Annotated in this window: 24 protein-coding genes and 1 tRNA gene; 12 read left to right on the top strand and 13 right to left on the bottom strand. The window is 65.7% G+C overall.

Translation table 11 applies throughout. The features are described from left to right. Positions 1–37 precede the first annotated feature (37 nt). The 3 genes from CMV14_RS10710 to CMV14_RS10700 form a co-directional block, all read right to left on the bottom strand. Entirely contained in the window at positions 38–331 is a 294-nt protein-coding gene (locus CMV14_RS10710) for a hypothetical protein (protein ID WP_066958895.1), read from the bottom strand. Between the two features lie 258 nt (positions 332–589). Then, positions 590–871 carry an RNA polymerase sigma factor sigma-70 region 4 domain-containing protein gene (locus tag CMV14_RS10705; protein WP_066958894.1) on the bottom strand — a complete coding sequence of 94 codons (282 nt, stop codon included), beginning with the start codon at positions 869–871 and terminating at the stop codon, positions 590–592. 113 nt (positions 872–984) lie between these two features. Next, the gene (locus tag CMV14_RS10700; protein WP_238147261.1) at positions 985–2,334 is read right to left on the bottom strand and encodes a radical SAM/SPASM domain-containing protein; all 1,350 of its coding nucleotides are present in this window, start codon (positions 2,332–2,334) and stop codon (positions 985–987) included. Between CMV14_RS10700 and CMV14_RS27135 the strand changes: the two genes are divergently transcribed. After that, positions 2,293–2,862 (top strand): hypothetical protein, encoded by a 570-nt coding sequence (locus CMV14_RS27135; protein WP_238147260.1) that lies wholly within the window; start codon positions 2,293–2,295, stop codon positions 2,860–2,862. The genes CMV14_RS10700 and CMV14_RS27135 overlap by 42 nt on opposite strands. Before the next feature lie 106 nt (positions 2,863–2,968). Here CMV14_RS27135 and CMV14_RS10695 read toward each other — a convergent pair. Both CMV14_RS10695 and CMV14_RS10690 read right to left on the bottom strand, forming a co-directional pair. Then, a tRNA-Ile gene (locus CMV14_RS10695) sits at positions 2,969–3,044 on the bottom strand. A gap of 58 nt (positions 3,045–3,102) precedes the next feature. Continuing rightward, positions 3,103–4,893 (bottom strand): sensor histidine kinase, encoded by a 1,791-nt coding sequence (locus tag CMV14_RS10690; RefSeq protein ID WP_066958892.1) that lies wholly within the window; start codon positions 4,891–4,893, stop codon positions 3,103–3,105. Between the two features lie 178 nt (positions 4,894–5,071). Between CMV14_RS10690 and CMV14_RS10685 the strand changes: the two genes are divergently transcribed. Next, positions 5,072–5,548, top strand: coding sequence for an Lrp/AsnC family transcriptional regulator (locus CMV14_RS10685; RefSeq protein WP_066958891.1), 477 nt, complete (start codon positions 5,072–5,074; stop codon positions 5,546–5,548). Positions 5,549–5,657: 109 nt separating this feature from the next. On the opposite strand, the gene CMV14_RS10680 is transcribed toward CMV14_RS10685, so the two are convergent. Then, positions 5,658–6,932, bottom strand: a complete 1,275-nt coding sequence (locus tag CMV14_RS10680; protein WP_066958890.1) for a tetratricopeptide repeat protein — start codon at positions 6,930–6,932, stop codon at positions 5,658–5,660. A gap of 198 nt (positions 6,933–7,130) precedes the next feature. On the opposite strand from CMV14_RS10680, the gene yaaA reads away from it, so the two are divergent. The 3 genes from yaaA to gyrA all read left to right on the top strand — a co-directional run bounded on the left by yaaA (position 7,131) and on the right by gyrA (position 11,028). Beyond that, complete coding sequence (yaaA, locus tag CMV14_RS10675) at positions 7,131–7,892, top strand: peroxide stress protein YaaA (protein WP_066958889.1); 762 nt, start codon at positions 7,131–7,133, stop codon at positions 7,890–7,892. A gap of 74 nt (positions 7,893–7,966) precedes the next feature. Next, complete coding sequence (locus CMV14_RS26715) at positions 7,967–8,143, top strand: hypothetical protein (protein WP_176488927.1); 177 nt, start codon at positions 7,967–7,969, stop codon at positions 8,141–8,143. Positions 8,144–8,334: 191 nt separating this feature from the next. Beyond that, the gene (gyrA, locus tag CMV14_RS10670; RefSeq protein ID WP_238147259.1) at positions 8,335–11,028 is read left to right on the top strand and encodes a DNA gyrase subunit A; all 2,694 of its coding nucleotides are present in this window, start codon (positions 8,335–8,337) and stop codon (positions 11,026–11,028) included. A gap of 32 nt (positions 11,029–11,060) precedes the next feature. Here the strand turns inward: gyrA and CMV14_RS10665 are convergent, their stop codons facing one another. Genes CMV14_RS10665 through CMV14_RS10655 form a run of 3 tightly spaced genes read right to left on the bottom strand, consistent with a single transcriptional unit; the run spans position 11,061 to position 12,554 of the window. Then, positions 11,061–11,504, bottom strand: coding sequence for a baeRF12 domain-containing protein (locus tag CMV14_RS10665; protein WP_066958887.1), 444 nt, complete (start codon positions 11,502–11,504; stop codon positions 11,061–11,063). 38 nt (positions 11,505–11,542) lie between these two features. Further along, positions 11,543–12,262: a hypothetical protein gene (locus CMV14_RS10660; protein WP_066958886.1), complete on the bottom strand. Its 720-nt coding sequence runs from the start codon at positions 12,260–12,262 to the stop codon at positions 11,543–11,545. 40 nt (positions 12,263–12,302) lie between these two features. Then, complete coding sequence (locus tag CMV14_RS10655; RefSeq protein WP_238147258.1) at positions 12,303–12,554, bottom strand: hypothetical protein; 252 nt, start codon at positions 12,552–12,554, stop codon at positions 12,303–12,305. A 53-nt stretch (positions 12,555–12,607) separates the two neighbouring features. Here CMV14_RS10655 and CMV14_RS10650 point away from each other — a divergent pair, with 53 nt between their 5' ends. Genes CMV14_RS10650 through CMV14_RS10640 form a run of 3 tightly spaced genes read left to right on the top strand, consistent with a single transcriptional unit; the run spans position 12,608 to position 16,000 of the window. After that, a complete protein-coding gene (locus tag CMV14_RS10650; RefSeq protein WP_066958884.1) occupies positions 12,608–13,732 on the top strand; it encodes a hypothetical protein in 1,125 nt (374 codons plus the stop codon). Further along, positions 13,725–15,107 carry a cytochrome P450 gene (locus tag CMV14_RS10645; RefSeq protein WP_066958883.1) on the top strand — a complete coding sequence of 461 codons (1,383 nt, stop codon included), beginning with the start codon at positions 13,725–13,727 and terminating at the stop codon, positions 15,105–15,107. Before CMV14_RS10650 ends, CMV14_RS10645 begins: the two co-directional genes overlap by 8 nt. Next, on the top strand, positions 15,104–16,000 hold the full coding sequence (locus tag CMV14_RS10640) for a class I SAM-dependent methyltransferase (protein WP_066958882.1): 897 nt from the start codon (positions 15,104–15,106) through the stop codon (positions 15,998–16,000). The genes CMV14_RS10645 and CMV14_RS10640 overlap by 4 nt, the downstream gene beginning before the upstream one ends. A 35-nt stretch (positions 16,001–16,035) precedes the next feature. On the opposite strand, the gene CMV14_RS27495 is transcribed toward CMV14_RS10640, so the two are convergent. Further along, on the bottom strand, positions 16,036–17,421 hold the full coding sequence (locus CMV14_RS27495) for an HAD-IA family hydrolase (protein ID WP_331251141.1): 1,386 nt from the start codon (positions 17,419–17,421) through the stop codon (positions 16,036–16,038). 62 nt (positions 17,422–17,483) lie between these two features. On the opposite strand from CMV14_RS27495, the gene glmU reads away from it, so the two are divergent. The 4 genes from glmU to CMV14_RS10615 all read left to right on the top strand — a co-directional run bounded on the left by glmU (position 17,484) and on the right by CMV14_RS10615 (position 22,616). Next, on the top strand, positions 17,484–18,848 hold the full coding sequence (gene glmU, locus CMV14_RS10630; RefSeq protein ID WP_066958881.1) for a bifunctional UDP-N-acetylglucosamine diphosphorylase/glucosamine-1-phosphate N-acetyltransferase GlmU: 1,365 nt from the start codon (positions 17,484–17,486) through the stop codon (positions 18,846–18,848). Between the two features lie 77 nt (positions 18,849–18,925). Further along, positions 18,926–20,752, top strand: a complete 1,827-nt coding sequence (gene glmS, locus CMV14_RS10625; protein ID WP_066958880.1) for a glutamine--fructose-6-phosphate transaminase (isomerizing) — start codon at positions 18,926–18,928, stop codon at positions 20,750–20,752. A 193-nt stretch (positions 20,753–20,945) separates the two neighbouring features. After that, positions 20,946–22,250, top strand: coding sequence for a UDP-glucose dehydrogenase family protein (locus CMV14_RS10620; RefSeq protein ID WP_096367715.1), 1,305 nt, complete (start codon positions 20,946–20,948; stop codon positions 22,248–22,250). 87 nt (positions 22,251–22,337) lie between these two features. Further along, positions 22,338–22,616, top strand: coding sequence for a hypothetical protein (locus CMV14_RS10615; RefSeq protein WP_066969957.1), 279 nt, complete (start codon positions 22,338–22,340; stop codon positions 22,614–22,616). A 40-nt stretch (positions 22,617–22,656) separates the two neighbouring features. On the opposite strand, the gene CMV14_RS10610 is transcribed toward CMV14_RS10615, so the two are convergent. From CMV14_RS10610 to CMV14_RS10600, 3 genes are all read right to left on the bottom strand, one after another. Then, a complete protein-coding gene (locus tag CMV14_RS10610; protein WP_066969955.1) occupies positions 22,657–24,624 on the bottom strand; it encodes a DUF2207 domain-containing protein in 1,968 nt (655 codons plus the stop codon). A gap of 2 nt (positions 24,625–24,626) precedes the next feature. Further along, entirely contained in the window at positions 24,627–25,190 is a 564-nt protein-coding gene (locus CMV14_RS10605; RefSeq protein WP_066969952.1) for a LemA family protein, read from the bottom strand. 70 nt (positions 25,191–25,260) lie between these two features. Beyond that, positions 25,261–25,785, bottom strand: coding sequence for a DUF1993 domain-containing protein (locus tag CMV14_RS10600; RefSeq protein ID WP_066969951.1), 525 nt, complete (start codon positions 25,783–25,785; stop codon positions 25,261–25,263). Positions 25,786–25,840 lie beyond the last annotated feature (55 nt).

Genomic DNA, 25,840 nt, shown 5'->3' with positions numbered 1-25,840 from the left:
CCGCATTACGCGCGAAGAGGCCCGTGGCTCCCCTCTCTCAGCGGCGCAGGCTGCTGACAGCTACCGTCGACCAGCCGGCGACGACAAGCAGGAAGACCAGATCGGCGGCGATGATGCCGATGGCGAGGGACTCGGTGGCGCGGGCCGCCGCCTGACCGACGAAGAACAGCGCCAGCATCGCCGCAAGCACCGCGCCGAAGCGCGCTGCGATCCGGGCCGGCCAGCGCGCGGCAGGGGCCGGTATCGCGATCGGGGCTGGCGAGACGCCATGCACCGCAAGCGGCTTCGCCGGGGCCGTCGAGGGCGGCAGCTCGGATTGCAGATACGCCATCGTCTTGCTCCTTGCCGGCCACCGCGCCTGTCGTGATCGCCGCCATCGCTTTATAGATAGGAAGAGGTACCGATCAGTACATCCTATCCGGCAACACAGCGTTCACATTTTTTGACGATTCGCGGAGTGACGCGCTTCACAGGCAGGACGGAATCCTGGCGGGCCGGCCTTGCCTGGTGGGGACAGGACGATGAGGCAGGCCCGATCCCGTCGGTCGCGACCGGCGGCAAGGCCGTAAGGCGGCACCGCTTCGCCCCCTCAGCTCTTGCCGATATGGACCCATGCCGACGGATCGGCCTCGTCGCGGCCGGAAGGGGGGCCGACATCCCCCTCCTCGTCGGGGCCGTTCCATCTGGGGGCCGACGCGCGCGGCTCGGGCACTGGAATGACGCCCTTGCGCGCCCGGGCGATCGGCAGATGCGCCTCGATCGCCTGGGGATCACGCCCAAGCCGCCGGGCGATCTGCTCGATCGGGGTGCCGGCCGCGTCCAGGCTTTGAAGCAGGGCCAGATCGGCATCGGTCCATTCGGGATCGTCCATCGCGTCCTCCGGAAGTGCTGGGATCACACCCCCCAACGCGCACCGCCGCTCCTGTTTCCGATCGGCATCGCGCGTGAGACGACTGCCTCGGGCGGCCGGGGCTTACACTTGCCTCAGGCGCGTGATGATCGCACGAACTGGCCGAGGTCGTTCAGGCCGGCAATCCTGTCGCGCAGTCGCCCATCCTGCATGGCTTCGATGAAATCGCCATGCTGAGGGTGTGAGGTGCTGAAAACCGCCTTGGCCGCATATTCCTCCGCCGAGAAAGTACCCCAGTTGGTCAGGCGGCCAAAGGCTATGTGATCGGCGCCGTAGCTATGAGCCATATCGACCAGCATGCCCATTTCCCGATAATTCTCGGTCTGGACAGTGAAGGAGAATTCCAGCCTGTCGATCGCCCCTGCAGCGCGCAGGTCCCGGGCAAAGGCCAGATTCTCTTCCATGGTCTTCCAGCGCGCGCCACGGCGAAGCAATTCGTGCGTCGGGCCGGTGGCGGCGTCGAGGCTGATCCGCAGATAGGCGACCCGGCCATGGAGCGAGGGGAAGCGCGTCCACTCGCGCGGCGTGAACAACATGCCGTTGGTCATGATCTGAAACCGCAGGTCGGGATAATCCTCGGGCCCGAGCCGATCGAGCAGATTACGGAAATTCTTGCTGGCAAAGGGATCGCCGGAGCCGGTGACGAGGACAAGCCTGGCATGCCGCAACAGCGGGAGGATCTGCTCGTCCTGCAACCTGTCGAACCGGGCCCGTGTCGCGGAGTCCGCCGCGACCTTGCCCGTCCTGCAGCTGGGGCAGGACAGATTGCAGGTCTGGTCATAGGCCAGATTGATCCGCTGCGGGGGCGTTTCGCTGCGCGTCCGGAAATTGCCGATGATGTCGCGCCAGCGCTCGGCTTCCGAGGCCAGCTCCGCCTTCTGCGGCAGCGTGCCGCCCGCGATCTTCGGGCAGGCCGTCTTGTTGCAGTGGCGAAAGCTTCCGTCGAGAATGCTGGTCCGGATGCTCTGCGCGCTATCCGAATTCCAGACAGCCTCCCAGGACTGTTCGGCCAGGTTGCCCGCCGATTCCGGAAGCCAGCTCGCGCAGCACAGATGGGTCTTGCCGTCGAGCACCTCGAACACATCGAACGGCAGCGTGCAAAAGCGCGATTCCAGATCGTAGATCGGATTACCGGGATCGAGCAGCGACTGAATGTGGAAACAGGCCCCCTGCGTCATCGTCGACTGGCTGTGCGCCGTCGCGAGCGGCGCCAGCAGGGCCCAGCCTCGCGCAGGCTCCCCGCTCGCCGCCACGCAAAGCGCGTGGATCACGCCCCAGAACTCGGTGTAGAAACCAAGCTCATCCTCCAGCAACGGTGCGATTGCATCGATCAGGTCGGGGAAGTGCGCCGTCACGGCACCGAGTGCCGGCCAGATTTCGGGATGATCGAGACCGTCCAGCGTCATTTCGAAGAGACGCTGCATGACGCCGCGACTGTCCTCCTGCATCAGCAGCTGAAGCTGCGCGGCGGCCCATTGGAAGGCCCGCCCCGGACGCGCGAATGCCGAATGCTGCAGGATTTCCATGGCGTCCGCCCGATCGCCTGTTGCCGCCTGCAATGCGGCGAAAATCAACACCATGGCGTCGCCAAGGACACCCAGATCCCGCGCGCCGTCGGCAAAATTGGCCGCCGACAGCAATTCGAGCGCGGCTTGGGCAGCGTCCCTTTCGAAGCGCAGGGCCAGGATACAGATATCCGGATTGGACAGGTCCTGCTCCAGCGCTTCAAGCATCTGGAAAACTATCTCGACGAGAACCGCCTGCCCCTCCGGCCCGTCGAGCGCGATCCCCTGGCGGCGCATCAGCGAAAAGGCCGCCTCCACACTCTCGACACCGCCGACTTCGAGCCACGCAAGGGCTGTCGCGACCGCATCACCATCATCGGCAGCAGCCGCCGGAACGAAATTGGCAATTTCTTTCACGTTCAGGCCCTTGCCGCAGTTTCGGCATGAAGCTGTGACCGAAGGTGGTTAATTCTCTATGAATTTCGCTACGGCACCGCCAGCGATCCGGTACGGCTGGCGATGCCGACGGCTGATCGACAAGCCGCGAAAATGCTGGTGGGCCCGGCAGGACTCGAACCCGCAACCTAGCCGTTATGAGCGGCCAGCTCTAACCGTTGAGCTACAGGCCCCAACCAGCACGGCTGGCGATAGCGGAGACCTTTTCGGGCGGCAAGCGGGTGATCGCGGTCAGCCCGCGTCCTGCTCGGCCCTGCCCTGGCTGATCGGCAGGCTCAGGTAGAAGCGGGTCGCGTCGATTTCCAGCATCCCGCCGCTGGCGATGGCAAGGTTGCGGACCAGCCGCAGCGCGAAACCGAGGCCGAGTACCGGCGCATCGGGCCAATTGCCGTCGGGATTATAGCCCGGATCGAGCAGCATCTTCTCGTCGCGCCCGTCGAGCGCGCGCGGACGCAGCAGAGTAAGCAGAAGATGGGTCGACCGGCGGGGGTCGCGCTGCAGGTCGACGCTGATCCTCTCCCCCTCGACCGCCATCGCAATCGTCGCGGCGAGCAGGCGTGACAGCATCCGCTCCACCGTCGGCGCATCGACCGCGACCGGCGGCAGCGTCTCGTCGATCCGGAAGGCCAGACCGCTGGCATGTTCCTTGGCCGCCGCCTCGAAATTGGTGTGGAGGCGCGTCAGGATCGCCGCGGCATCCACCGGCGCGGGGGGCGCCATGGCCTCGGCGGGGCGGGCCGAGGCGACGATGTCGAGATCCTCGACCGCGCTCATCAGCTTCTTGCTCTGGTCGAGGATATCCTGCGCGCGGCTGCGATAGGCGGCGGCGGCGGGCCCCCGCACCTGGCCCTCGATCATCTCCGAAAAGCCGATGATCGCGTTGAGCGGCGTGCGCAGTTCATGGACGAGGTGGCGCAGCGAATCGTTGATCCCCTGGTTGCGCGGCGCCCGCGCTTCGCCGGTCATGGCGATGGCGCTCTCATCGGCGCGCGGGCGCCGCGCCGTCCCGCGATAGCCGCTGAAACGGCCGTCCTTGGGATCGAAGAAGGGCACCGCCGAGATGCGCCATTCGCCGGACGCGGGCCCCTGCCCCGCGATGGTAAGCCGCGCATCGCGAAACGGCGTGCGGCTGCGATAGGCGCCGGCCGCATGGCCATCGACGCCATGATCGGTCTGGTGCGCGGCGACGGCGATCGTTTCCCCGATCACCGGCCCCCGCGGTACGCCCTGCACCCAGCAGATCACCCCGTCGACCCCGGTCTCGAACCGGAAATTCTCGACACGGCTGACGGCGGCGCCGGCCTCCGCCTCACCATTGGCGGGATAGCGGTTCCGGAATGTCTCGATCCGGGACAGGAGATCGCGGATCTGGGTTTCGCCGGGCAGGCCGATACCGGCGGGGAGAATCGGATCGGTCGCCGCCGACGGCGGCGCTTGCTCGGGCTCCACCATGGGCGGGGTGGTGGTGACCGGTGCGACAGTGGCCTCGGGCGCCTGCGCCTCGGCGACGAGATCCTCGATCGGCGCGGCGAGGGGCGCCAGGCTGGCCTCCGCCGTCTCGACCGGCCCAGGGATCAGGAAATCGCTGGGCCCGAAGCCTTCCAGCGCCTTCTCGACCTCATAGCCCAGGTCGCGGCGATTGCGCAGCAGGTTGCGCGCGCTGGGCGTCAGGCGCGGCAGCAGGTCCAGCCATTGCCGGTTGCCGAGGATGACATGGCCCAGCATCGGTGCGGCGATATGCGGCAGATCCTCGGCGAACAGCAGCACCAGTTCGGAAGGCACGCGCCGGCCGGCGAGGCCCCGGCCGGCGGCGAGCCGCAGATCGACGGGGATTTCGGGACGGACGGAGCGCAGGAAATTATAGGCGTCGACCGCGCGGGGCGCGTCGACCAGCGGATCGTCGACCCGATGCCCCCGCCCCTGCGCGAGTACATCGACCACCTGGCGCCACAGCACCGCGCGCGCCTCGGGCGTCGGCGCCGGCTGCGCAAGCAATGTGGCCAGCATGTCATCGAAACGCAAAGGCCCGCCTCCACTCGGGGGTCTGTGAACGGTCCTCCAACCATTCCCCCCGTCCGCGATATTAGAACGCATCCGGGCGAGCGGAAAGACCGTTTCATCCCATAGCGCACCGCTATTTTAATTGCACTCTTCCGAAACTTTATTCTACGAAGGCCGTGAGTTTTTGAAAGGTTTCTCCATGGCTGGTCCGTCCCTTGATCAAATCGATCGCACCATCCTGCACGAGCTGCAGGAGGACGGGCGGATGACCAATGTCGATCTCGCCCGCAAGGCCGGCCTGACCGCCCCGCCCTGCCTGCGCCGCGTCCGCGCGCTCGAGGAAGCCGGGGTGATCGAAAGCTACCACGCCCGGCTCAATGCCGCCGCTCTCGGCTATGGCATCACGGTGTTCGCGCTGGTTTCGCTGCGCAGCCAGGCCGAAGAGGATCTCCGCCAGTTCGAGGCGCACGTCGCCGCCCTCCCCGAAGTGCGCGAATGCCATATGCTCAACGGCGAGATCGACTTCATCCTGAAGATCGTCGCCCACGATCTGCAGGCCTTCCAGCAGTTCCTGACGTCGCAGCTGACGACCGCGCCGAACGTCGCCAGCGTCAAGACCTCGCTGACGATCCGTACCTCCAAGGATATCGCCGGGATACCTGTCGACGGGGTCTGATATCCGACTGGTCCTGCCACTACCCGCCATTCCCGCGCTGGCGGGCAGCAATAAGAAAGGGCCCCGGCCGCAAAAGGCGACCGGGGCCCTTTCCTTTATACCCCCATCCTTACGCGGTGGCGGGCTTTTCCGCCCACACCTTCGCGTACGCCGCCAGCGGGGCATAGGCGCCGCTGGTGACCGCGTCGAACGCCGCCTTGGCGCCGGCCTTGTCCCCGGCCAGCGCCAGCGCGAGGCCCAGGCGGAAATTGGCCTGGCCCGCATCGGCGCCCGGCTTGGTGAGGGCCAGCTTGTAGAACTCGGCGGCCTTCGCATAATCCTTGTAGCCGTAGAGCAGATCGGCCGTGGTCATCACCGACTTGAAGCTGCTCTTCGCGCCGTTGGCCGCGGTGATCGCGGCGGGGATCGAGGCCTTGTCGGCGGCGATCTTCGGCTGCGACAGGGAGATGATCTCGCGGGTGTTCTGACTGCTCGAGGCATTGAGCTTGCCCGCCGCGATACCCTCGTTGAGGACGTCGACCGCCTCGTTCGGGAACTTCAGATACACCGCCAGCGCATAGTCGATATAGTTCGACGCGGCCGACAGCGGCAGGGCACCGGCAGCGCGGGCAAGGCGCATCATGTCGAGATCGACGTCACCCGAAAGCCCGCCGAGCTGGCGATAGATGAACAGCGAGTCATGCCAGTTCTGCTTGACCGGATAGGCACTGAGCCAGGCGGTGGTCAGACGCACGAACTCGTTCGGCAGCTTGGCGCGCGAGGCGATATCAGCGCCCCGGCCATACCATTCGGAGGGGATCGCCTCGCCGGCGGCGGCCTTGGCGTCAATCACCTTCTGCAGGGTGGCGACGGCCTCGCCCGGCTTGCCGTTGCGCGACTGCGCGTCGGCCAGGATGGCATAGGCATCGGCATGCGGGGTGCCCGCCGCGATGGCGCGCTGCAGCGAGGCCTCGGCCTTGGTGTAGTTCTTCGCCTGATAGGCGAATTGGCCCTGGAACCAGTAATATTGCGAACGCTGGTCGTCGGCGAGCTGGCCCGATGCCTCGCCGGCCGTGATCAGCGCGTCGAGCGCAGCCGACAGCTTGGCCTGGTCGCCACTCACCTGAGCCGCATTGAGGCTGTACTGGGCAACGACGAACTGCTCGTCCGGAGTCTTGGCCAGCCCGCGCGCGGTCGCCAGGGCGGCCTCGGCGGCGGCCACGTCCTTCTTCTTGATCGCGGCATCGGCCTCGCCCAGCGGCTTGCGGATCTCATTGCCGATCTTCAGCGCCGGCTTTGAGGGCTTCTCCTCCTTCTTGGCGGCGAAGGCGGGGGCGCCCGGCGCGACCGCCGCGACGGCAAGGCCAAGCGCGGTGAGCAGCGCATAACGGGACGTGGAATTCATGCTTCAGGCCTCCTGGATAGCGGCCGAAAGGGGGCGGCCGCCCGTAAAACACGCCGGGTTGACTAATCGCTCCCACGCGCTCGCACAAGCATGGCGAAACGATCCGGCGTCACTCGTCGCCATCTAGGCACGGTTCGCTGAATGGTGATTGAACCGGCGCCGGTTGATCCCCGGACGGAGCACCGTTAGGGCGGCTTCATGCTCCTGCTGCTCTCCCCCGCCAAATCGCTCGATTATGCGAGCCCCCTGCCCGACGTGACGGCGACCCGCCCGCGCTTCGCCGAGGAGGCGCTGGCGACCGCACAGGCGGCATCGAAGCTCGGGGCGAAGAAGCTCTCGAAGCTTATGAGCATCTCAGACAAGCTCGCCGCGCTAAACGCCGAGCGCTATGCCGGCTTCGCGACGCAGGAGGAGCGTCCCGCCCTCTATGCCTTTTCAGGCGACGTCTATGTCGGCCTGGAGGCGAAGACCCTGGACGAGCCCGCGATCGGCTTCGCGCAGGACCATGTCCGCATCCTCTCCGGCCTCTACGGCCTGCTCCGCCCGCTCGACCTGATCCGGCCCTACCGGCTGGAGATGGGAACACGCTGGGCGCCGGGCCGGAAAAAGAACCTCTACCAGCTCTGGGGCAGTAAGATATCCGACGCGCTCGCGGCCGATCTCATCGCCGACGGATCCGACGTGATCATCAACTGCGCCAGCAAGGAATATTGGCACGCGGTCGAGCAGGCCCCGCCCAAGGGCGTGCGGATCGTCACCATCGACTTCCGGGAGGACGGACCCAACGGCCTGATGTTCAACAGCTTCGGCGCGAAGCGGGCACGCGGGATGATGGCGCGCTGGATGTGCGAACACCGCATCACCGAACCCGAGGCGCTGAAGGGCTTCGACAGCGATGGCTATGCCTTCACGCCCGAAGGGTCCGACGAAAATAGCTGGCGATTCGTCCGGTCGCGCTGACACCGGACCGGTACCGTAAGGAACCTCCCCCCGTCCGGCCCGTTGATGCGGCAGGATAGACGGGAGTTAGCACCATGAACAGCGAGACGCACCCGACCGATCGGGACAAGGGCAACGGTGTCGAGCTGAGCACCGACGAAGCGCGGGCCGGCGCGACGCCCCACATGACCCGCTATATCCTCGGCTGGGGCCTCATCCTCGTCATCATCGGCTTCCTCATCGTTCTGGGCTTTGGCTGGGCGGGCACCTGAGCCTCCGACCCGCGCCCCTGCCGCCGGTGAAAGCATTGGACTAGCCATAGCCATCGTCCTTCGTTAGGAGCTTCTGGCTTGCCCCGTTCCGGGGCCTGACAGCTCAAACGAACACGGACCCAAAGACTTTGGCCAGCGCACCGCCGCCCATCGAAAACAGCGATATTTCCCCCATCTCGATCGAAGACGAGATGAAGTCGAGCTATCTCGACTATGCAATGTCGGTGATCGTGTCGCGCGCCCTTCCGGACGTGCGCGACGGCCTGAAGCCGGTCCACCGCCGGATCCTTTACGCCTGCCAGGAAGGCGGCTTCGTCCCTGGTCGTCCCTATCGCAAGTCGGCCAAGATCGTCGGCGACGTCATGGGCAATTATCACCCCCACGGCGACTCTTCGATTTACGACGCGCTCGCGCGCCTCGCCCAGGATTGGGCGATGCGGGTGCCGCTGATCGACGGCCAAGGCAATTTCGGCTCGATGGATCCCGATCCGCCCGCGTCGATGCGCTACACCGAAGCACGCCTCGCCAAGGTGGCGATGACCCTGCTCGACGATCTCGAGAAGGACACCGTCAACTTCACGCCCAACTATGATGGCTCGCGCGACGAGCCCCAGGTTCTGCCGGCGCGCTTTCCGAACATCCTGGTCAACGGCGCGGGCGGCATCGCCGTCGGCATGGCGACCAACATCCCGCCGCACAATCTTGGCGAGGTGATCAACGCCTGCAAGGCCTATATCGAGAACCCGGCGATCACGATCGACGAGCTTATTCAGATCGTCCCGGGCCCCGATTTCCCGACCGGCGCGCAGATCCTTGGCCAGCACGGCGTGCGCCAGGCCTATCATACCGGCCGCGGCTCGATCATGATGCGCTCGCGCTACGAGGTGGAGGAAGGCCGGGGTGACCGGCGTTCGATCGTGCTGACCGAGATTCCCTATCAGGTCGGCAAGTCGGGCCTGGTCGAGAAGATCGCCGAGGCCGCCAAGGAAAAGCGGATCGAAGGCATCGCCGACATCCGCGACGAATCAAACCGCCACGGCGTCCGCATCGTCATGGACCTGAAACGCGACGCCACGCCGGATGTCGTGCTCAACCAGCTGTGGCGCCACACCCCGGCGCAGACGAGCTTCCCGGCCAACATGCTCGCCATACGCGGCGGACGGCCCGAAACGCTCAACATCCGCGACATCGTCGAGAGCTTCGTCAAGTTCCGCGAGGAAGTCATCACCCGCCGCTCGAAGTTCGAGCTGAACAAGGCGCGCGAGCGGGCCCATCTGCTGCTCGGCCTCGTGATCGCGGTGACCAATCTCGACGAGGTGGTGAAGATCATCCGGGGTTCGGCGAGCCCGGCTGAAGCGCGCGCTGCGCTGCTCTCCCGCGAATGGCCGCGCCAGGAGATCGAGAGCTACATCAAGCTGGTCGAGGCGGTCGACAATATCGGGGACTCGCCGACCTACCAGCTCACCGAGGTTCAGGTCCGCGCGATCCTCGACCTGCGCCTCCACCGGCTGACCGCGCTTGGCCGCGACGAGATCGGCGAGGAGCTGGCTGAGCTCGCTTCGTCGATCGCCGAACTGTTGGAGATCCTCGGCAACCGCGTCCGCCTCTACCAGGTGATGGTCGAGGAATTCGACGCGATCCTGCTCGAATTCGCGACCCCGCGCCGCACCGAGATCGCCCCCGCCGGCGACGATATCGACGACGAGGACCTGATCGAGCGGCTCGAGATGGTCGTCACCGTCACCCATGGCGGCTATATCAAGCGCACCCCGCTGGAAGCCTTCCGTGCCCAGCGACGCGGCGGCAAGGGCCGCTCGGGCATGGCCACCAAGGATGAGGACGCCGTCACCGAGCTGTTCGTGACGAGCACCCATACGCCGGTGCTGTTCTTCTCGAACCATGGCAAGGTCTATCGCAAGAAGGTGTGGCGCCTGCCCGAGGGCGCCCCGCAGGCGCGCGGCCGGCCGATGATCAACCTGCTGCCGCTGGCCGACGGCGAGAAGATCACCACCGTCCTGCCACTGCCCGAGGACGAGGAAAGCTGGGGCGCGCTGCACGTCGTGTTCGCGACCGCGCACGGCAATGTCCGTCGCAACGCGATGGACGCCTTCGCCAATGTTCCGACCAACGGCAAATTCGCGATGCGCTTCGACGAGGACGCCACCGACCGGCTGATCGGCGTGGCACTGCTCACCGAGGACGACGACGTGCTGCTCGCCACGCGCGGCGGACGGGCGATCCGCTTCGCCTCGACCGACGTGCGCGAGTTCCAGAGCCGCACCTCGACCGGCGTGCGCGGCATCACCCTGAAGGGCGGCGACGAAGTCATCTCGCTCTCGATCCTTAAGGGCTTCGCGGCGACCACCGAGGAACGCGACGCCTATCTGCGCGCCGCCCCCTGGAAGGAGCGCGACGATGTCGAGCCGACCCTTCCGGCGGAGCGCATGGCCGAGTTCGCTGCGGCGGAGGAGTTCATCCTCACCGTCTGCGCAAACGGCTATGGCAAGCGCAGCTCAGCCTATGAATATCGGCGCACCGGCCGCGGCGGCCAGGGCATCGGCAATATCGACAATCTCGAGCGTAACGGCCCGGTCGTCGCCAGCTTCCCCGCGCATAATGGCGAGCAGCTGATGCTGGTCACCGATCAGGCCAAGCTGATCCGCCTGTCGGTCGGCGACACCCGCGTGATCGGCCGCAACTCTGCCGGCGTCCGCCTGTTCGACGTCGCCAAGGACGAGCATGTCGTCGGCGCCGCGCGGATCGAGGAGAGCGAGGAAGAGGCCGAAGCCGACCTCACCGACGGCTCGCCCAACACCGCGCCCGACGACGGTGCGGTCGTGGGCGACGACCTGGCAGACGGTGGCGAGGGCGACACGGAAGCCTGATCGGGGTAGTCGCCGAGACGCGACCGGCGCCGCTACAGGGCCTTCAGCACGCCTTCCAGCTTCTCGATCGGGTGGTTGACCAGGTCCTTGTCGACCTCGGCGACGATCTTCGCCTCCACCGCCTTGTCATAATGCTGGCGCAACTCTCCCAAGGTGCGCGGCGGTGCAACGATGATCAGCCGCTCACAGCCCTGCTGTTGGGCCCGCCGCGCCAGCAGGGCGGCGGTGTCCGCGGCGAAGCGGTCCTCTTCCTGCTGATGGAAGTCGGTTTCCTCCATCGTGCTGTGCCGGCCGCTGCCGCCCTGCGACATGGCCTGCCCGGGACCATCCGATTTCAGGTCGCGATCCTTCAGGCCCGCCTGCGCATGCTGGTCCTCGACGACGAGATTGAGATAGTCGTCGTCCCCCTCATTGCGCAGGAACAGCGATTTGCGGCCGTCCGCGACGAGCACCAGCGTATTGTGGGGAATCCGCATAAAGCCTCTCCTTTCAAGGGTTTCAAGGGGGGAACGCTTCAATCGACGGGTAGGTTGCCCCGATAGGCGATCCGATAGACGGCCAGATAGGCCGAAGCGGTGACCATGATCAGCATCGGCACCAGAAACATCGCAACGACTTCAAGCGGGCGCTGCCAGGGGCTGGCATAGGGCAGGCTCATTCGCAGCGAGCGGACAGTCGTTCCGATTATCAGCAAGGGCGCCAGCGCGCTCAGCACCAGCAGGAAACACGCCACCCATTTGGCGCGGATGCGCCGCACCGCTTCTCGAAAGGTCAGTTCATGGTCATCGGTGATCAACGCCACATACCATGGATAGAGCGGTATCGACACGAGCATCCACAGCAGCACCGCCCCCGGCACCAGCCAGGCGCGCCCATATCCCAGCAGATGGGCGGCCAGATGCCCGGCGGATACGAACAGATATTCATCGGTCAGTTGGATCGTCATCATGACGACCACCCCGACCAGCACCCGCAAGCCCATTCGCCGGACCCGGCGCCGGTCACCCTGGAAACGCCACCAGCGCAGCGCATGGACCATCACCACCAGCATGGCGAGCGTGTTGAGAAGCCTGAAGAGGAGCAACGCGGTCTCGATCCTATCGACCGGCACAAACCCGCCATGCGCCAGCAGCGCCTGTGCCAGCTGCACGATCAGCGGCACGGCGGCGATCAGAGGCATCGCCCGGACAAAGGCGAAGACCCGACGATAGATCGCGGCATATTCCGACAGCATGGCCCCTCCCCCCTGTACCAGCGCCGCCCCACATCGCGGTTCAATAATTGGGAAACAGCTTCCGGCTCAGCTGCCCGCGCCAGGGGCGGCCATGATAGTTGAAGAAGAACCACCCGTAAAAGGTCACGAAGAACAGCACGACCAGCGCCAGCGGGTCCCGGTTGTCCCGCATATGGCGATAGAAGGCGAGGTCGGCGGCGCGGCGGTCGCGCTCGGTGCCGCCGCCATATATGCCATAGGCATTGTCGTGTGCCCGGCACCCCGCATTGCGATTATGCTTGGTCCCGTCCATGAAAAGGCAATACTGACGCTCTTTGTCAGCCATGGGGCGAGTAAACAGGCGCGATGCCGGCGTTCAAGCGGAAAATCTTCTATCTCAGCGGTTTCGATCCGCGCGGTGCCCGCTTCTACCAGCAGCTCTATACCGAGCAGGCAGCGATCTTCGGTGCCACCACCGGACGCACGATCGAAGTAGGCGACCGCCGCCGCGAGCCGCCGCGCTCGGCGGCCTGGACGGTCCGCGATAGGGAGGCGGATGCCGAGACCGACTATGTCTTCCTCAACTGGGACGATGTCGTGCGCGCGCATTGGGTCAAGAACCCGGTCGGGCTGCTCGGCCATTCGCTGCGCGCCTATGGCAATTTCACCCGGCGGGTCGACTGGTCGATCGTCCACAAATTCCCATGGGGCGTGAAGATCGCCTTCTATTACCCTGGAATATCGACAATCCTGCTTCCTATCCTGTTCGGACTGCTGCTCGCTATCCCGCTGATCGCCTTGCTCGGCTGGGGCTGGGGACTGCTCGCTTCGGCGATGGCGGGCATCGGCATCGCCATGGGGGTGGTCAAGAAGATCCAGGGCTTCTGGCTGCTGCGCTTCATCATCTTCAATGACAAGCTGGCGCGCGGCATGCCCGCCGATGTCGACGCGCGGATGGCCGAGTTCGCCGAGGCGATCCGCGCCAGCTTCGCCGAAGACCGGGACGAGATTCTCTTCGTCACCCATAGCAACGGATCGATCCTGGCGATGCCGGTCATGGCCCGGCTGCTGGAGGCGTGCGGCGGCACCCTGCCCGACCGGTTCAGCCTGGTGACGCTCGGCTCGTCGATCCCTTTGATCGGCGCCCGGCGCGACAGCCGCTATTTCCGCGCGCTGCTCGACAAGGTGGGCGCGGGCGATTTCCGCTGGCTCGACGTCAATTCGATCACCGATGGCGCCTGTATCGCCGGGATCGACCCGTGCATCGGCGGGGCCCCGCGCAGCGCCCGCCTGTTCCAGACCAGCCCGCGCTGGTTCAGATATTGCGATCCCGCCAGCTATCAGGCGCGCCGCCGCAACAAGTACGAGACCCATTTCGACTATCTGAAGACCTTTGATCGGATATCGCCGCTCGACTATGTCGCGATCAGTTCCGGCGCGCGGCCCCTTGCCAAATCGATCGAAGCGTTCAAGGCCGAGAACAATGTCTGAAGATGGCCTTTTCACCCCGCCCTATCCGGTCCCGCACAAGAGCAAGGCGTCGCTGTTCAAGCGCTTCCTGACCGGCTGGAACAGCTGGATCCATACCCTGTTCGACCGCAGCTACGGCATGCAGATGGGCGAGATTCACCTGCCCCGGCTCGATTTCTACATCGCCAACGATCTGTCGGTGGTCGACCGGGTGATGGACGATCGCGAAAAGGCCTTCCCCAAGCACCGCTTCCTCAACGACCTGCTCGATCCGCTGATCGGCAACAGCGTATTCTCGGCCAACGGCCAGGATTGGGAAGAGCAGCGCGAGATGGTCAATCCGGCCTTCGCGCACACCAATCTCAAGCGCGTCTTCCCGGCGATGGAAGCGGCGGTGGTCGATCTGCTCGCGACGATCCGGGCCATGGACCGGTCGAAGCCGATCGAGGTCGATCCACTGATGACCCATGTCGCGGCCGACATCATCTACCGGACGATCTTCTCGGTGAAGCTCGACGCGGAGGGTGCCGAGCAGATCTACCACGCCTTCCATCGTTACCAGAAGAACGTCCAGCCGGCGGCGATGCTGAAGCTCTACGCGCTACCGCTGCTCGGCTACCGCCGCCGCGCCGGCAAGGCGGCCGCCGCTATCCACGCCGTGTTCGGGCCGATCGTGAAGGCGCGCTACACCGCTTGGCACGAAGGCACCGGGGCATGCAGGGACGACATCCTCCAGTCGCTGCTCGAAGCGCGCCACCCGCGCACGGGGGAGCCGTTCAGCTATGCCAAGATCATGGAGCAGGTCTCCACCATCTTCCTGGCGGGCCACGAAACCGCCGCCTCGGCGATGACATGGGCGCTCTACCTGCTCGCCGAATGCCCCCATCTCCAGGACGCGCTGGTCGCCGAGGTGGAGAAGGAGACCGGAGGCGCCCCGATCGGCTTCGAGCATCTGCGCAGCCTCAACGGCGTCCGCAACCTGTTTCGGGAGACCCTGCGCCTCTACCCCCCGGTCAGCTTCTTCGTCCGCGAGGTGACCCAGCCGACGACGATGCGCGACAAGCTGCTCAAGAAGGGCGCGATGATCGTCATCTCGCCCTGGCTGATCCAGCGCCACCGCGACAATTGGAAATGCCCCCACGCCTTCGCGCCAGAACGCTTCGAGGATCCGGAGGAGGCCGAAGCCTGCCGCCGCGCCTATATGCCGTTCGGCAAGGGCCCCCGCATCTGCATCGGCGCTGGCTTCGCCCAGCAGGAGGGTATGCTGATCCTCGCCAGCATCGTCCGCGCCTTCCGGCTGCGTTATCCGGATATCCGGAAGCCGGAACCGGTGAGCCGGCTGACCCTGCGGCCGAGGACGGCGGTGAAGCTGTGGTTCGAGGATCGAAACCGATGAACGACGAGATATCTACCGCCGCGCAATACTGGTCCGTTAAGCGCGAGACTGATCGCACGCGCTGGTGGCACCATGAGCGCATCCATCGCCACATCAACCGGATCGTTTGCGGCAAGGAGCTTGACCAGCCGCATGGGGGCTTCAACGAGCGGATCAGGCGCGTGATGCCGGCGGAAGGTTTCCGCCAGGCGGTATCGATCGGATGCGGCACTGGCGGCAAGGAGATGCGGCTATTACGGGCCGGCATCGTGCAGCACTTCGACCTGTGCGAGATCGGCGAGCATCGACGCGAGCAGATCAACCGCAAGGCCGCCGATTTCGGCGTCACCGACCGCGTTACCATCCACATCGGCGATGCATTCCAGAGCAGCTTCGAAGAACCGTTCGACCTCGTCTACTGGAACAATGCTCTCCATCATATGATAGACGTCGATCATGCCGTGGAATGGAGCCACAGGGTTCTAAGCCCCGGCGGTTGGTTCGTCATGGACGACTTTGTCGGGGCCTCCAGGTTTCAATGGTCCGACGAGGATCTGCAAACAGCATCGCGCGTAAGGGAGTTGTTGCCGGAGCGCTTTCTCCTCTCGCCGCGTCCCGGCGCCGGACCGCTTAGCCGTCAGCTTACCAGGCCATCGATCGACGCGATGCTCAGGACAGACCCGTCCGAAGCGGCGGACAGTGCCCGGATTCTGCCGTCGCTAAAGCGTGTGTTTCCCGGCGCGCAGATACTCCTTACCGGGGGTGTCGTCTATCACCTGGCGCTCAGCGATGTTCTGACGAATTTTGACGACGAGCAAGACGTCCCGCTCCTCGACGCTCTGCTCTTGCTCGACGACGAACTGGCACGGATGGGCCGGACCCATTATGCAGTCGCGCTCGCCTCCAAATCCTAGGGGCAGCGATGATCCGTCCCGCTCGCTTGCTGCAGTCAGGACCGCAGCAACAGGTCGCTCTTTTCCAGTACCAACACCGAATTGGGGGACCAGCCGCGCCAGTTGATCCGCGGTATATTGTTGCGGATTAGTGTCGCCACGTCGAACTCGGTGGTCAGGTCGTAGGGATCGGGTAGCGCGAAAATCATGCCGAGGGTGAGCTGGATATCGTCCGCGCCGAAGGTCCGCACATGATCCTCCTGTCCGAAGCGCGCGACGGCTTCCTGATGCGTTAAAGGACCCAGATCCTCCGACCAACATCCGCCCCTGATTACCGGGATGCAGCAGACTTGCTTGCCATCAGGCTTCAGGGCTCGATGGAGATGATAGAGGATGGCGGTGATGTTGCAGGGAATATGCTCCATCACATGTGAATGAATGATCGCGTCATAATGATCCGATGGTAGGCGCGCTGCATCGCGAACCAGATCGATCTTCCGGATATTGGGCGCGAACTCATAAAGTGCCGGATCGATATCCACGGCTTCATAGCCGTCGCCCCACAAAGCATGGAAGCGCTCGGCGGTCGAACGTTCGGGAGCAAAATGGAGAACGCGCTTGCCGGGCATCAGCAGCCCGTGCTTGCCGAGCATCATCCAAAGCAGCCGGGCGCGCTCGTTCGACCCGCACGCCTCGCAATGGACATAGCCTCGCTGCAAACGCGGAACGAATTTATTCGAGCCGCAGATCGGGCAACTCAGCCAGCTCTCATCCTCGCCCAGCCGTTCGAGCGTCGGGATCAGGTCGTCGAAATGGTCGATCAGGGCGGTCGCATCGAGCTGCTCGACGGGGCGGTCGGAGAAGCCGAAGCTCACCGCCACGGTCGGGATGTTGGCGTTGCGGCCGGTGTCGGTGTCGGTGATCGAATCGCCGACATAGGCCGCCCTGCCTCCGCCGCAGCGGGCGATCGCCTCGAACAGTGGAGCGGGATCGGGCTTACGCACGGGAAGCGTGTCGCCGCCGATCACGGCGTCGAAGCGGCTGCCCCAACCGAGCTCGTCAAGGCAGCGGAGCGCGAGCTTCTCCTGCTTGTTGGTGCAGACCGCGAGCTTGACGCCGCGCGCCGACAGCCGGTCGAGCGCCTCGTTCAGCCCCGGAAAGATCGTCGAACCGTCGGCGATATGGTCGAGATAATAGTCGATGAAGATCGGGAATCCCTGATCGACCAGCGCCTCGGTCATCTCGCCGGTCGCCGCCAGCCCCTTCTGGAGCAGCGCGCGGGCGCCATGGCCGACCATGTGGCGGACATCCCCGGCCGGCACCGGCGGGCGGCCCAGCACGCCCAGCGCGTGGTTCAGCGCGGCGGTGAGGTCGGGCGCGGTGTCGGCCAGGGTGCCGTCCAGATCGAAGGCGACGACGTCGAAGGGAAAATCAGCAGGCATGGCGCGCTCCATCGCCCGGGCGATATGGAAAAGGCAAGCGCTTCGTGGCACAGACCCCGGTCATGAGCAGCCGTCCCTTCGCCGCCCTGATCCTTGCCGCCGGCAAGGGCACCCGCATGAAATCCGATCTCCACAAGGTGCTGCACCCGATTGCGGGCCGGCCGATGCTGGGCCATCTGATCGCCTCGGTCGATGCCCTGGGCGCCGCCCGCAAGGTCGTCGTCACCGGCGCCGGGCGCGAGCAGGTCGAGGCTTTCGTCGCCCCGCTCGGCGTCGGCGTCGCGACCCAGGAGCCGCAGCTCGGCACCGCCCACGCCGTCCAGCAGGGCGAGGCGGCGCTGGCCGGCTTCGACGGCGACGTGCTGATCCTCTATGGAGACGTGCCGCTGGTCCGCCCCGATACGATGCGCCACATGCTCGATCGGCTCCACGCCGGGGACAAGCCCGTCGCCGTGGTGCTCGGCTTCCGCCCGGCCGATCCGCTCGCTTATGGCCGCATCCTCGCCAATGCCGAGGGCCGGATCGACAGGATGGTCGAATATAAGGATGCGTCGGCCTCCGAACGCGCCATCGACCTGTGCAATTCGGGGCTGATGGCGGTGCGCGCCGCCGATCTCTGGCCGCTGCTCGCCCGAGTCGGCAACGACAATGCCGCACGCGAATATTATCTCCCAGACATCGTTATGATCGCACGCGCGGACGGTCGGATGTCCGCCGTGATCGAGGCCGAGCCGTGGGAGGTCGCCGGGGTCAACAGCCGCGCCGAGCTGGCGGCGGTCGAGGCCGACTGGCAGCAGCGCCGCCGCCTCGCCGCGATGGTCGACGGCGCCACCCTGATCGCCCCCGAGACGGTGTGGTTCGCGCACGACACGCAGGTCGGCCGCGACGTGATGATCGAACCCAATGTCTTCTTCGGGCCCAGGGCGGTGGTCGAGGACGGCGCTACCATCCACGGCTTCAGCCATATCGAGGGAGCGACGATCCGTCAGGGCGCCGAGATCGGCCCCTATGCCCGGCTGCGTCCCGGCACCGATATCGGCGAAGCCGCGAAGATCGGCAATTTCGTCGAGGTCAAGAACGCCCGTTTCGGCAAGGGCGCCAAGGCCAATCACCTCTCCTATGTCGGCGATGCCGATGTCGGCGCGAAGGCCAATATCGGCGCGGGCACGATCACCTGCAATTATGACGGCTTCCTCAAATATCGCACCGTCATCGGTGAGGGCGCCTTCATCGGATCGAACAGCGCTCTGGTCGCCCCGGTGACGATCGGTGACGGTGCGATCGTCGGCGCCGGCTCGACCATCACCCGCGACGTCGAGGCAGAGGCGCTGGCAGTCGCGCGCGGCCAGCAGCAGGCCCGCGCGGGCTGGGCCACGCGCTTCCGCGAAGCGATGAAAATCAAGAAAGCCGCGAAGAAGGCGGGTTGACGTCCTATTCATTGTCAGCCGCGATTAATAATGCTTTGAGCAGGAGCGGTCGTTCGCAGTCGGGTGGGGCTTAGTCGATGTGTGGCATTATCGGCATTGTTGGCAGCGAGGATGTCTCGGAACGGCTGGTCGCCGGCCTGAGACGGCTCGAATATCGCGGCTATGACTCGGCAGGCATCTGCACCATCCATGATGGCATGCTCGATCGCCGTCGCGCCGAGGGCAAGCTGGACAATCTCGCGAAGAAGCTGGCCGCCGATCCCCTGCCCGGCGTGATCGGCATCGCCCACACCCGCTGGGCCACGCACGGGGCCCCCACCCAGGACAATGCCCACCCCCACGCGACCGGAGAGGTGGCGCTGGTCCACAACGGCATCATCGAGAATTTCAAGCCGCTGCGCGACGAGCTGATCGCCAGGGGCCGCACCTTCGAGAGCCAGACCGATACCGAGGTGGTCGCCCATCTGATCTCGGCCGATGTCGAAGCGGGCATGGACCCGGTGGAGGCGGTTCGGATCAATCTCAAGCGGCTGCACGGCGCCTTCGCGTTGGCGATCCTGTTCCGCCAGAATCCGGACCTGCTGATCGGCGCCCGGCTCGGTTCGCCCTTGGTGGTCGGCTATGGTGAGAATGGCGAGACCTATCTGGGCTCGGACGCGCTGGCGCTGGCGCCGCTCACCCAGAAGATCAGCTATCTCGACGAGGGCGACTGGGTCGTCATCACCCGCGAGAAGACCCAGATATACGATCGCGACGACAATCCCGTCGAACGCGCGGTGGTCCATTCGGGCGCGTCGAACCTTACGATCGACAAGGGCAACCATCGCCATTTCATGCTCAAGGAGATCTACGAGCAGCCGATCGTCGTCGCCCAGACGCTCAAATCCTATGTCCGCCGGCTGGAGGAGGAGGTCTCCCTCCCCATCCCCGATTTCGATCTGAGTGCGATCCGCCGGGTGACGATCGTCGCCTGCGGCACCAGCTTCTATGCGGGCATGGTCGGCAAATACTGGTTCGAGCAGTTCGCCCGCGTGCCGGTCGATCTCGATGTCGCCTCGGAGTTCCGCTACCGCGCGCCGGTGATGGAGGAAGGCGGCCTCGCTTTGTTCATCAGCCAATCGGGCGAGACCGCCGACACGCTGGCGGCGCTGCGTCATGCCCGTTCGGAAGGGCAAAAGATCGCGGTGGTGGTCAATGTCCCCACCTCGACCATGGCGCGCGAGGCCGATCTGCTGCTGCCGACCCATGCCGGCCCCGAGATCGGCGTCGCGTCCACGAAAGCCTTCACCTGCCAGCTTGCGGTGCTCGCCGCGCTCGCCGCGAACCTGGCGCGCGCCAAGGGCCGGCTAGACCGGCGCGAGGAGAAGGAGATCGTCCGCCACCTGTCGGAGGCGCCGGCCGCGATCAACGGGGCGCTGGCCTATGATTCGGCGATCGAGGCGATGTCGGGTGCGATCGCGGTGGCGCGCGACGTCCTCTATCTGGGGCGCGGCACCGATTATCCGCTGGCGCTCGAAGGCGCGCTGAAGCTCAAGGAGATCAGCTATATCCATGCCGAGGGCTATGCCGCCGGCGAGATGAAGCACGGGCCGATCGCGCTTATCGACGACAAAGTGCCGGTGATCGTGATCGCCCCCACCGGCCCGCTGTTCGAGAAGACCGTCTCGAACATGCAGGAGGTGCAGGCGCGCGGCGGCAAGGTGGTGCTCATATCGGACTATGACGGCATCCAGGCGGCCGGCGAAGGCTGCATGGCGACGATCACCATGCCCAAGGTCCACCCGCTGATCGCGCCGATCGTCTATGCGATCCCGGTCCAACTGCTCGCCTATCATGTCGCGGTCGCCAAGGGCACCGATGTCGATCAGCCGCGCAATCTGGCCAAGTCCGTGACGGTCGAGTAACGGGCGGCGATATAGTGTCGTAACAATCGACTGAAATGATGAGATAGCGCTACGCTTTTCACCGTCACCCCGGGCTTGACCCGGGGTCCCGCTTCTTTTCGCGCGCCGATCAAGAAAGCGGGATCCCGGGTCAAGCCTGGGGTGACAAGGGTCGAATCCTGGCCGCGCGGTTTAAGGGAATAAGGGACTATCTATGCGATTGGCGATCATCGGCACGGGTTATGTCGGTCTGGTATCGGGGGCGTGCTTCTCCGAGTTCGGGCATGACGTAACCTGCGTCGACATCAACGAGGCGACGATCGCGAAGCTGAAGGGCGGCGAGATCCCGATCTACGAGCCGGGTCTGGACGATCTGGTGCGGCGGAACAGCCGTTCGGGGCGTCTGAGCTTCACCAGCGACATCAAGGAGGGGGTGAAGGATGCCGATGCGGTGTTCATCGCGGTCGGCACCCCCAGCCGGCGTGGCGACGGCCATGCCGATCTCTCCTATGTCTTCGCCGCCGCCCAGCAGGCCGCCGAGGCGCTGACCAAACCATGCGTCATGGTCACCAAGTCGACCGTCCCGGTCGGCACCGCCAAGCAGGTGGCAGCGATCGTGTCCAAGGCCCGGCCCGACCTTGCCATCGAGGTCGCCTCCAATCCCGAGTTCCTGCGCGAGGGCTCGGCGATCGAGGATTTCATGCGCCCCGACCGGGTCGTCTGCGGCACCGCCAGCGAGAGCGCGCAGCAGGTGCTCAAGGACATCTACCGGCCCCTCTCGCTACGCGAGGTGCCGATCCTGTTCGTCGACTGCGAGACGTCCGAACTGATCAAATATGCCGCCAACGCCTTCCTGGCGGTCAAGATCACCTTCATCAACGAGATCGCCGACCTGTGCGAGAAGACCGGCGCCAACGTGCAAGCGGTCGCCAGGGGCATCGGCATGGACAACCGCATCGGCAGCAAGTTCCTCCACGCCGGCCCCGGCTATGGCGGCTCCTGCTTCCCCAAGGACACCACCGCCCTGCTCAAGACCGCCGAGGACTATGAGAGCCCGATGCAGATCGTGAAGGCCACGGTCGACGTCAATGCGCAGCGCAAGCGATCGATGGGCCGCCGGGTCATCGCCGCCGCCGGAGGCTCGGTCCAGGACAAGAAGATCGCCCTGCTCGGCCTCACCTTCAAGCCCAACACCGACGACATGCGCGACAGCCCCGCCATCGACATCGTCCGCGTCCTCCAGGACAATGGCGCCCGCATCAGCGCCTTCGATCCCGAAGGCCGCAGGCAGGCCGAAGCCCTCCTCGACAATGTCGACTTCGCCGAGGATGCCTATGCCGCGATGGACGGCGCCGACGCCCTCGTCCTCGTCACCGAATGGAACGAGTTCCGCGCCCTCGACCTCGACCGCGTCAGGCGCCTCCTCAAATCCCCCACGATCGTCGACCTGCGCAACATCTACCGGCCCGAGCAAATGCGCGCCGCAGGCTTCGAATATATGTCCGTCGGCAGGCCCTGAACCCCAGCTTACAGGGGCGTTCAGGCCCGCCTCAGCCCCTCCTTGCTAGGAAAGGCGACAACGCCAGAACTGGCATAGGAGAGTAAGATGCGTATCAAGACCGTGCTTATCGGCGTCGCGGCCCTCGCCGCCACCGCCGTCCCGGCCGTCGCCTCGGCCCAGACCAGCTTCGGCATCAGCATTTCCAGCGGGCGTGGCTATTATGGCAGCCCCTATGGCTATAGCTACGACTATGGCCGCTATGGCTATCCGTATCGCTATGACCGCCATGACCGCTACGATCGCCGCCACTGGGATCGCGGCCGGCACAAGGGCTGGTATAAGCGCCACCGGAACCACGATCACGATCGCTGGGATCGCCGCTGAATGAACGAAAGGGCGTCGGGAAACCGGCGCCCTTTTCGCATCACCAGCCGCCGCCCCCGCCGCCGCCTCCCCCGCCGCCGGAGGAACCACCACCCGACGATCCGCCGCTGCTGCTGCTCGGCGAGGACGATGCCGAGGCCACCGTACTGGCGAGCGAGGAGCCGACGCTTTTCGTGAAACCGCCGGGATCGTCCCACCAGTTGCCGTCGCCCGAATACCAGCTGGCGGTGTGCGCCGCCGTGCCCGCCGCCACCGCCGCCGCCAGTACGCCTGCGAATTTGTCCGCCCAGCGATTCTCGACGTCGAGCGCGATGGCGTAAGGCAGATAGCGCTCGAACAGTACGGGAGTCTTTTCGGGCGGGTGGAGCGCGTCCAGCCGATCCTCCTCGGTGATGCCGAGATAATGTTTGAATCCATCGATCCGGTCCATCATCCGGCGTCCCTCGATGGTCGGCGCGGCGATCCAGCGGAAGGCGGTGATCGCGAAGGGCAAGGCCAGCAGCGGCAGCAGCGGCGACCAGGCCCCCTGCTCGATCGCCAGCGCCAGTGCGATGAAGCCGCTGAACAGGATCGCGACGATGCAAAGCGCGATGCCGACCCAGGCGAGCACTTTCAGACAGCCCGAGCCCAGGGTCAGCCGATGCAGCAGGAAAGCGAGCACCACCGCGCCGAGCCCGATCAGCGGCACGATCATGACCTCCTCGGCCATGTGCCCGGCATGGACGAGGAACGTCACCACCACGACCGCCAGCACCGCCGCCGGAATGCCGAGCAGGCCGAAGGCGGCCCAGCTCCTGTTGGTGCGGAACATCGCGGCCTGATAGGCCGCCGCAAGTCCCTTGTTCAGCTTCGAACTGGCACTCTGCAAGGTAGCGTGATTGTCCTGCTTCAGCTCGATGCGGGAGCCGACACCGGGCAGCAGCGTATCGCGCATCGCCAGCTCGGGCGCCGGGATCGGCTTGCCGCCCTCGCGCCGGTCGAGCACCGTGGTCCCGCTCGAAAGCCAGCCGCCACCACTCTTGGTGATGCCGATATGGCCGCGCACCGCCAGGTCGACGATCGCGGCGGTGAAGCCGCGATTGTCGGCGCCCATCCGGTCGATATAGCGGCAGGCGGCGGGTGAGAGATTGTCCGGCGGCGAGAAAGCCGGCACCAGCGTTCCCGGGCGCGGCCCCCGCCCCACCCTCAGCCAGGCGTAGAAGAAATAGAGTAGCAGCAGACCCAGCAGCGCCACGCCGGCCGCGAACGGTCCCCAATCCTGCAGCCACCATGTCAGCTTCTGCGCCTGGGTCGGCGGCTCGAGCACACCCTTAGGGAAGGCGGCGGCGACGGTGAGGCCGCTATAGGCATCGAGGGGCGCGGTGGTACGGAAATGGATGAAGCCGGGCCGTTCCTCAACAACCGCGGCATTTCCGGCGGTCGATCCTTGCGGGCCGGTATAGACCGCGCGATCGCCGAAGCTCGTCGCGCCGGGCAGCGTGATCCGCGCCTCGGCCATGTCGATCGGGAAGGCCCAGCCGGTGCCGGTCGCGTTCCAGTACACCTCGTCCTTGTCCGCGAGATAGACGATCTGGCGCCGCGTCCGGTAGCGGATCGCATAGACATGCTCGCCGGGCGGCAGCAGCGTGTCGGCATCGCCGATCCGGATTCGTACGCCGTTGCTGAGGTCTTCAAGCGCATAGGGCTCCGGCTTGCCGTCTCGGCTGACCGAGACGAGATCGAAGCTCACGCGTGTCCGCTGACCGTAGCGATTGTCGTAGCTGGTCGGGAAATCGCGATAGATGCCTCGCTTGATCTGGTCCGCCAGGGAAACGAGCCGGATCGTCTCGGTGACGTCGAGTTCGCCGTCCCGCGCGACATGGACGTCGCTCGAATAAGCCAGGATGCGCTCCTGCCCCCGCGCTTTCTCATAGGCTGCCGCCACCGCCGCCGGGTCTTCGATCGCCTGCGCATGTGCCGGCAGCGCCCAGGCGACGAGCGCGAGCCAGCAGGCGAACAGGACGCGCATGATCAGCGCCCGCCGCCGAAGCTCACTTTGGGCGCGGCCTGGAGCGCGGCGACATCGTCGGCATAGCTTTCCTCCTCGCGGAATCCCATCGGGCCGGCGACGAGGATATTGGGGAAGGACTGAATCGAACTGTTGAGGTCGCGGACGGTGGCATTGTAATAGCGCCGCGCGCCCGCCAGCTCGCCCTCGATGCCCGAAAGCTCGTCCTGCAGCTGGCGGAAATTGGCGTCGGCCTTCAGTTCGGGATAGCCCTCCGCCACCGCGAACAGCCGGCCGATCATCCCGCTCATCTGCGCGTCGGCCTGCGCCGTCGCGTCGACGCCCTTGGCGGCGGAGGCGGCGCCGCGCGCCTGCGTCACCGCCTCGAGCAGCCCGCGCTCATGCGCGGCATAGCCTTCGACGGTCGAGACCAGATTCGGAATCAGGTCGGCCCGGCGACGCAGCTGGACGGTGATCCCGCTCCACCCTTCGCGCACTAGCGCGCGCAGCCGCACCAGCCGGTTATAGATGGCGATCAGCCAAACCAGCAGCAGCGCCACAACGCCGATCGCGATCCAAATCCCCATGCGCGCCTCCCTGATACGCCGATGTCCAAGTTACGCCGCCGCGCGCAGCCCGGTTGCGGCAGCCGGTCCGTCAATCCTCGGCAAAGCGCAGCTTGCCGAGGAAATTGCGCTTGCCGATCTCCAGCCCTTTCCAGCGCAGGATGTCGTAGACCGTCGTCGCGTGGAAAAAGAAATTGGGCTGGGCGAAGGACAGGAGATAATCCTCGGCATCGAAGGTCAGGGCGCCGTCGCGCAGGGTGATAGTCACCGGCTTGCCGATATAGGCGTCCAGTTCGCTGTAGCCGACTGTCTCCAACCCCCTGATTGCATCGGCCAGCCTGGCGCGCAGCCCAGCAAAGTCGGATGGCGGCGGCGTCATGTCGGGCACGAAGCCGCCGTTGCGGACGCTCTCGATCGCGCCGAAGCCGTGCATCGCCACCCAGCGCACCTGAAAGGCAAAGGGACGCATGTCGGGCGCCAGCCGCGCCTCGATCAGCTCGGACGGATCGAGGCCCTTTTCGGCACAGAAGGCCTCGGCCCTGTCGAGCAGGCCAGAGACCGCCCCCGTGATCTGCAGGAAGGTTGGAACGGTTGCGTGATAAAGCGAGATCGACATGCGGTGCTCCCCGGTTTCGGAAGGGCATCTTGCCCTGTCCGATCCGGGGAGCCAA

It is taken from the genome of Rhizorhabdus dicambivorans (assembly GCF_002355275.1).
GTDB lineage: Bacteria > Pseudomonadota > Alphaproteobacteria > Sphingomonadales > Sphingomonadaceae > Rhizorhabdus > Rhizorhabdus dicambivorans.
The sequence above is the reverse complement of the archived record's forward strand: the minus strand, read 5'-3'. Positions and strand labels throughout refer to the sequence as shown.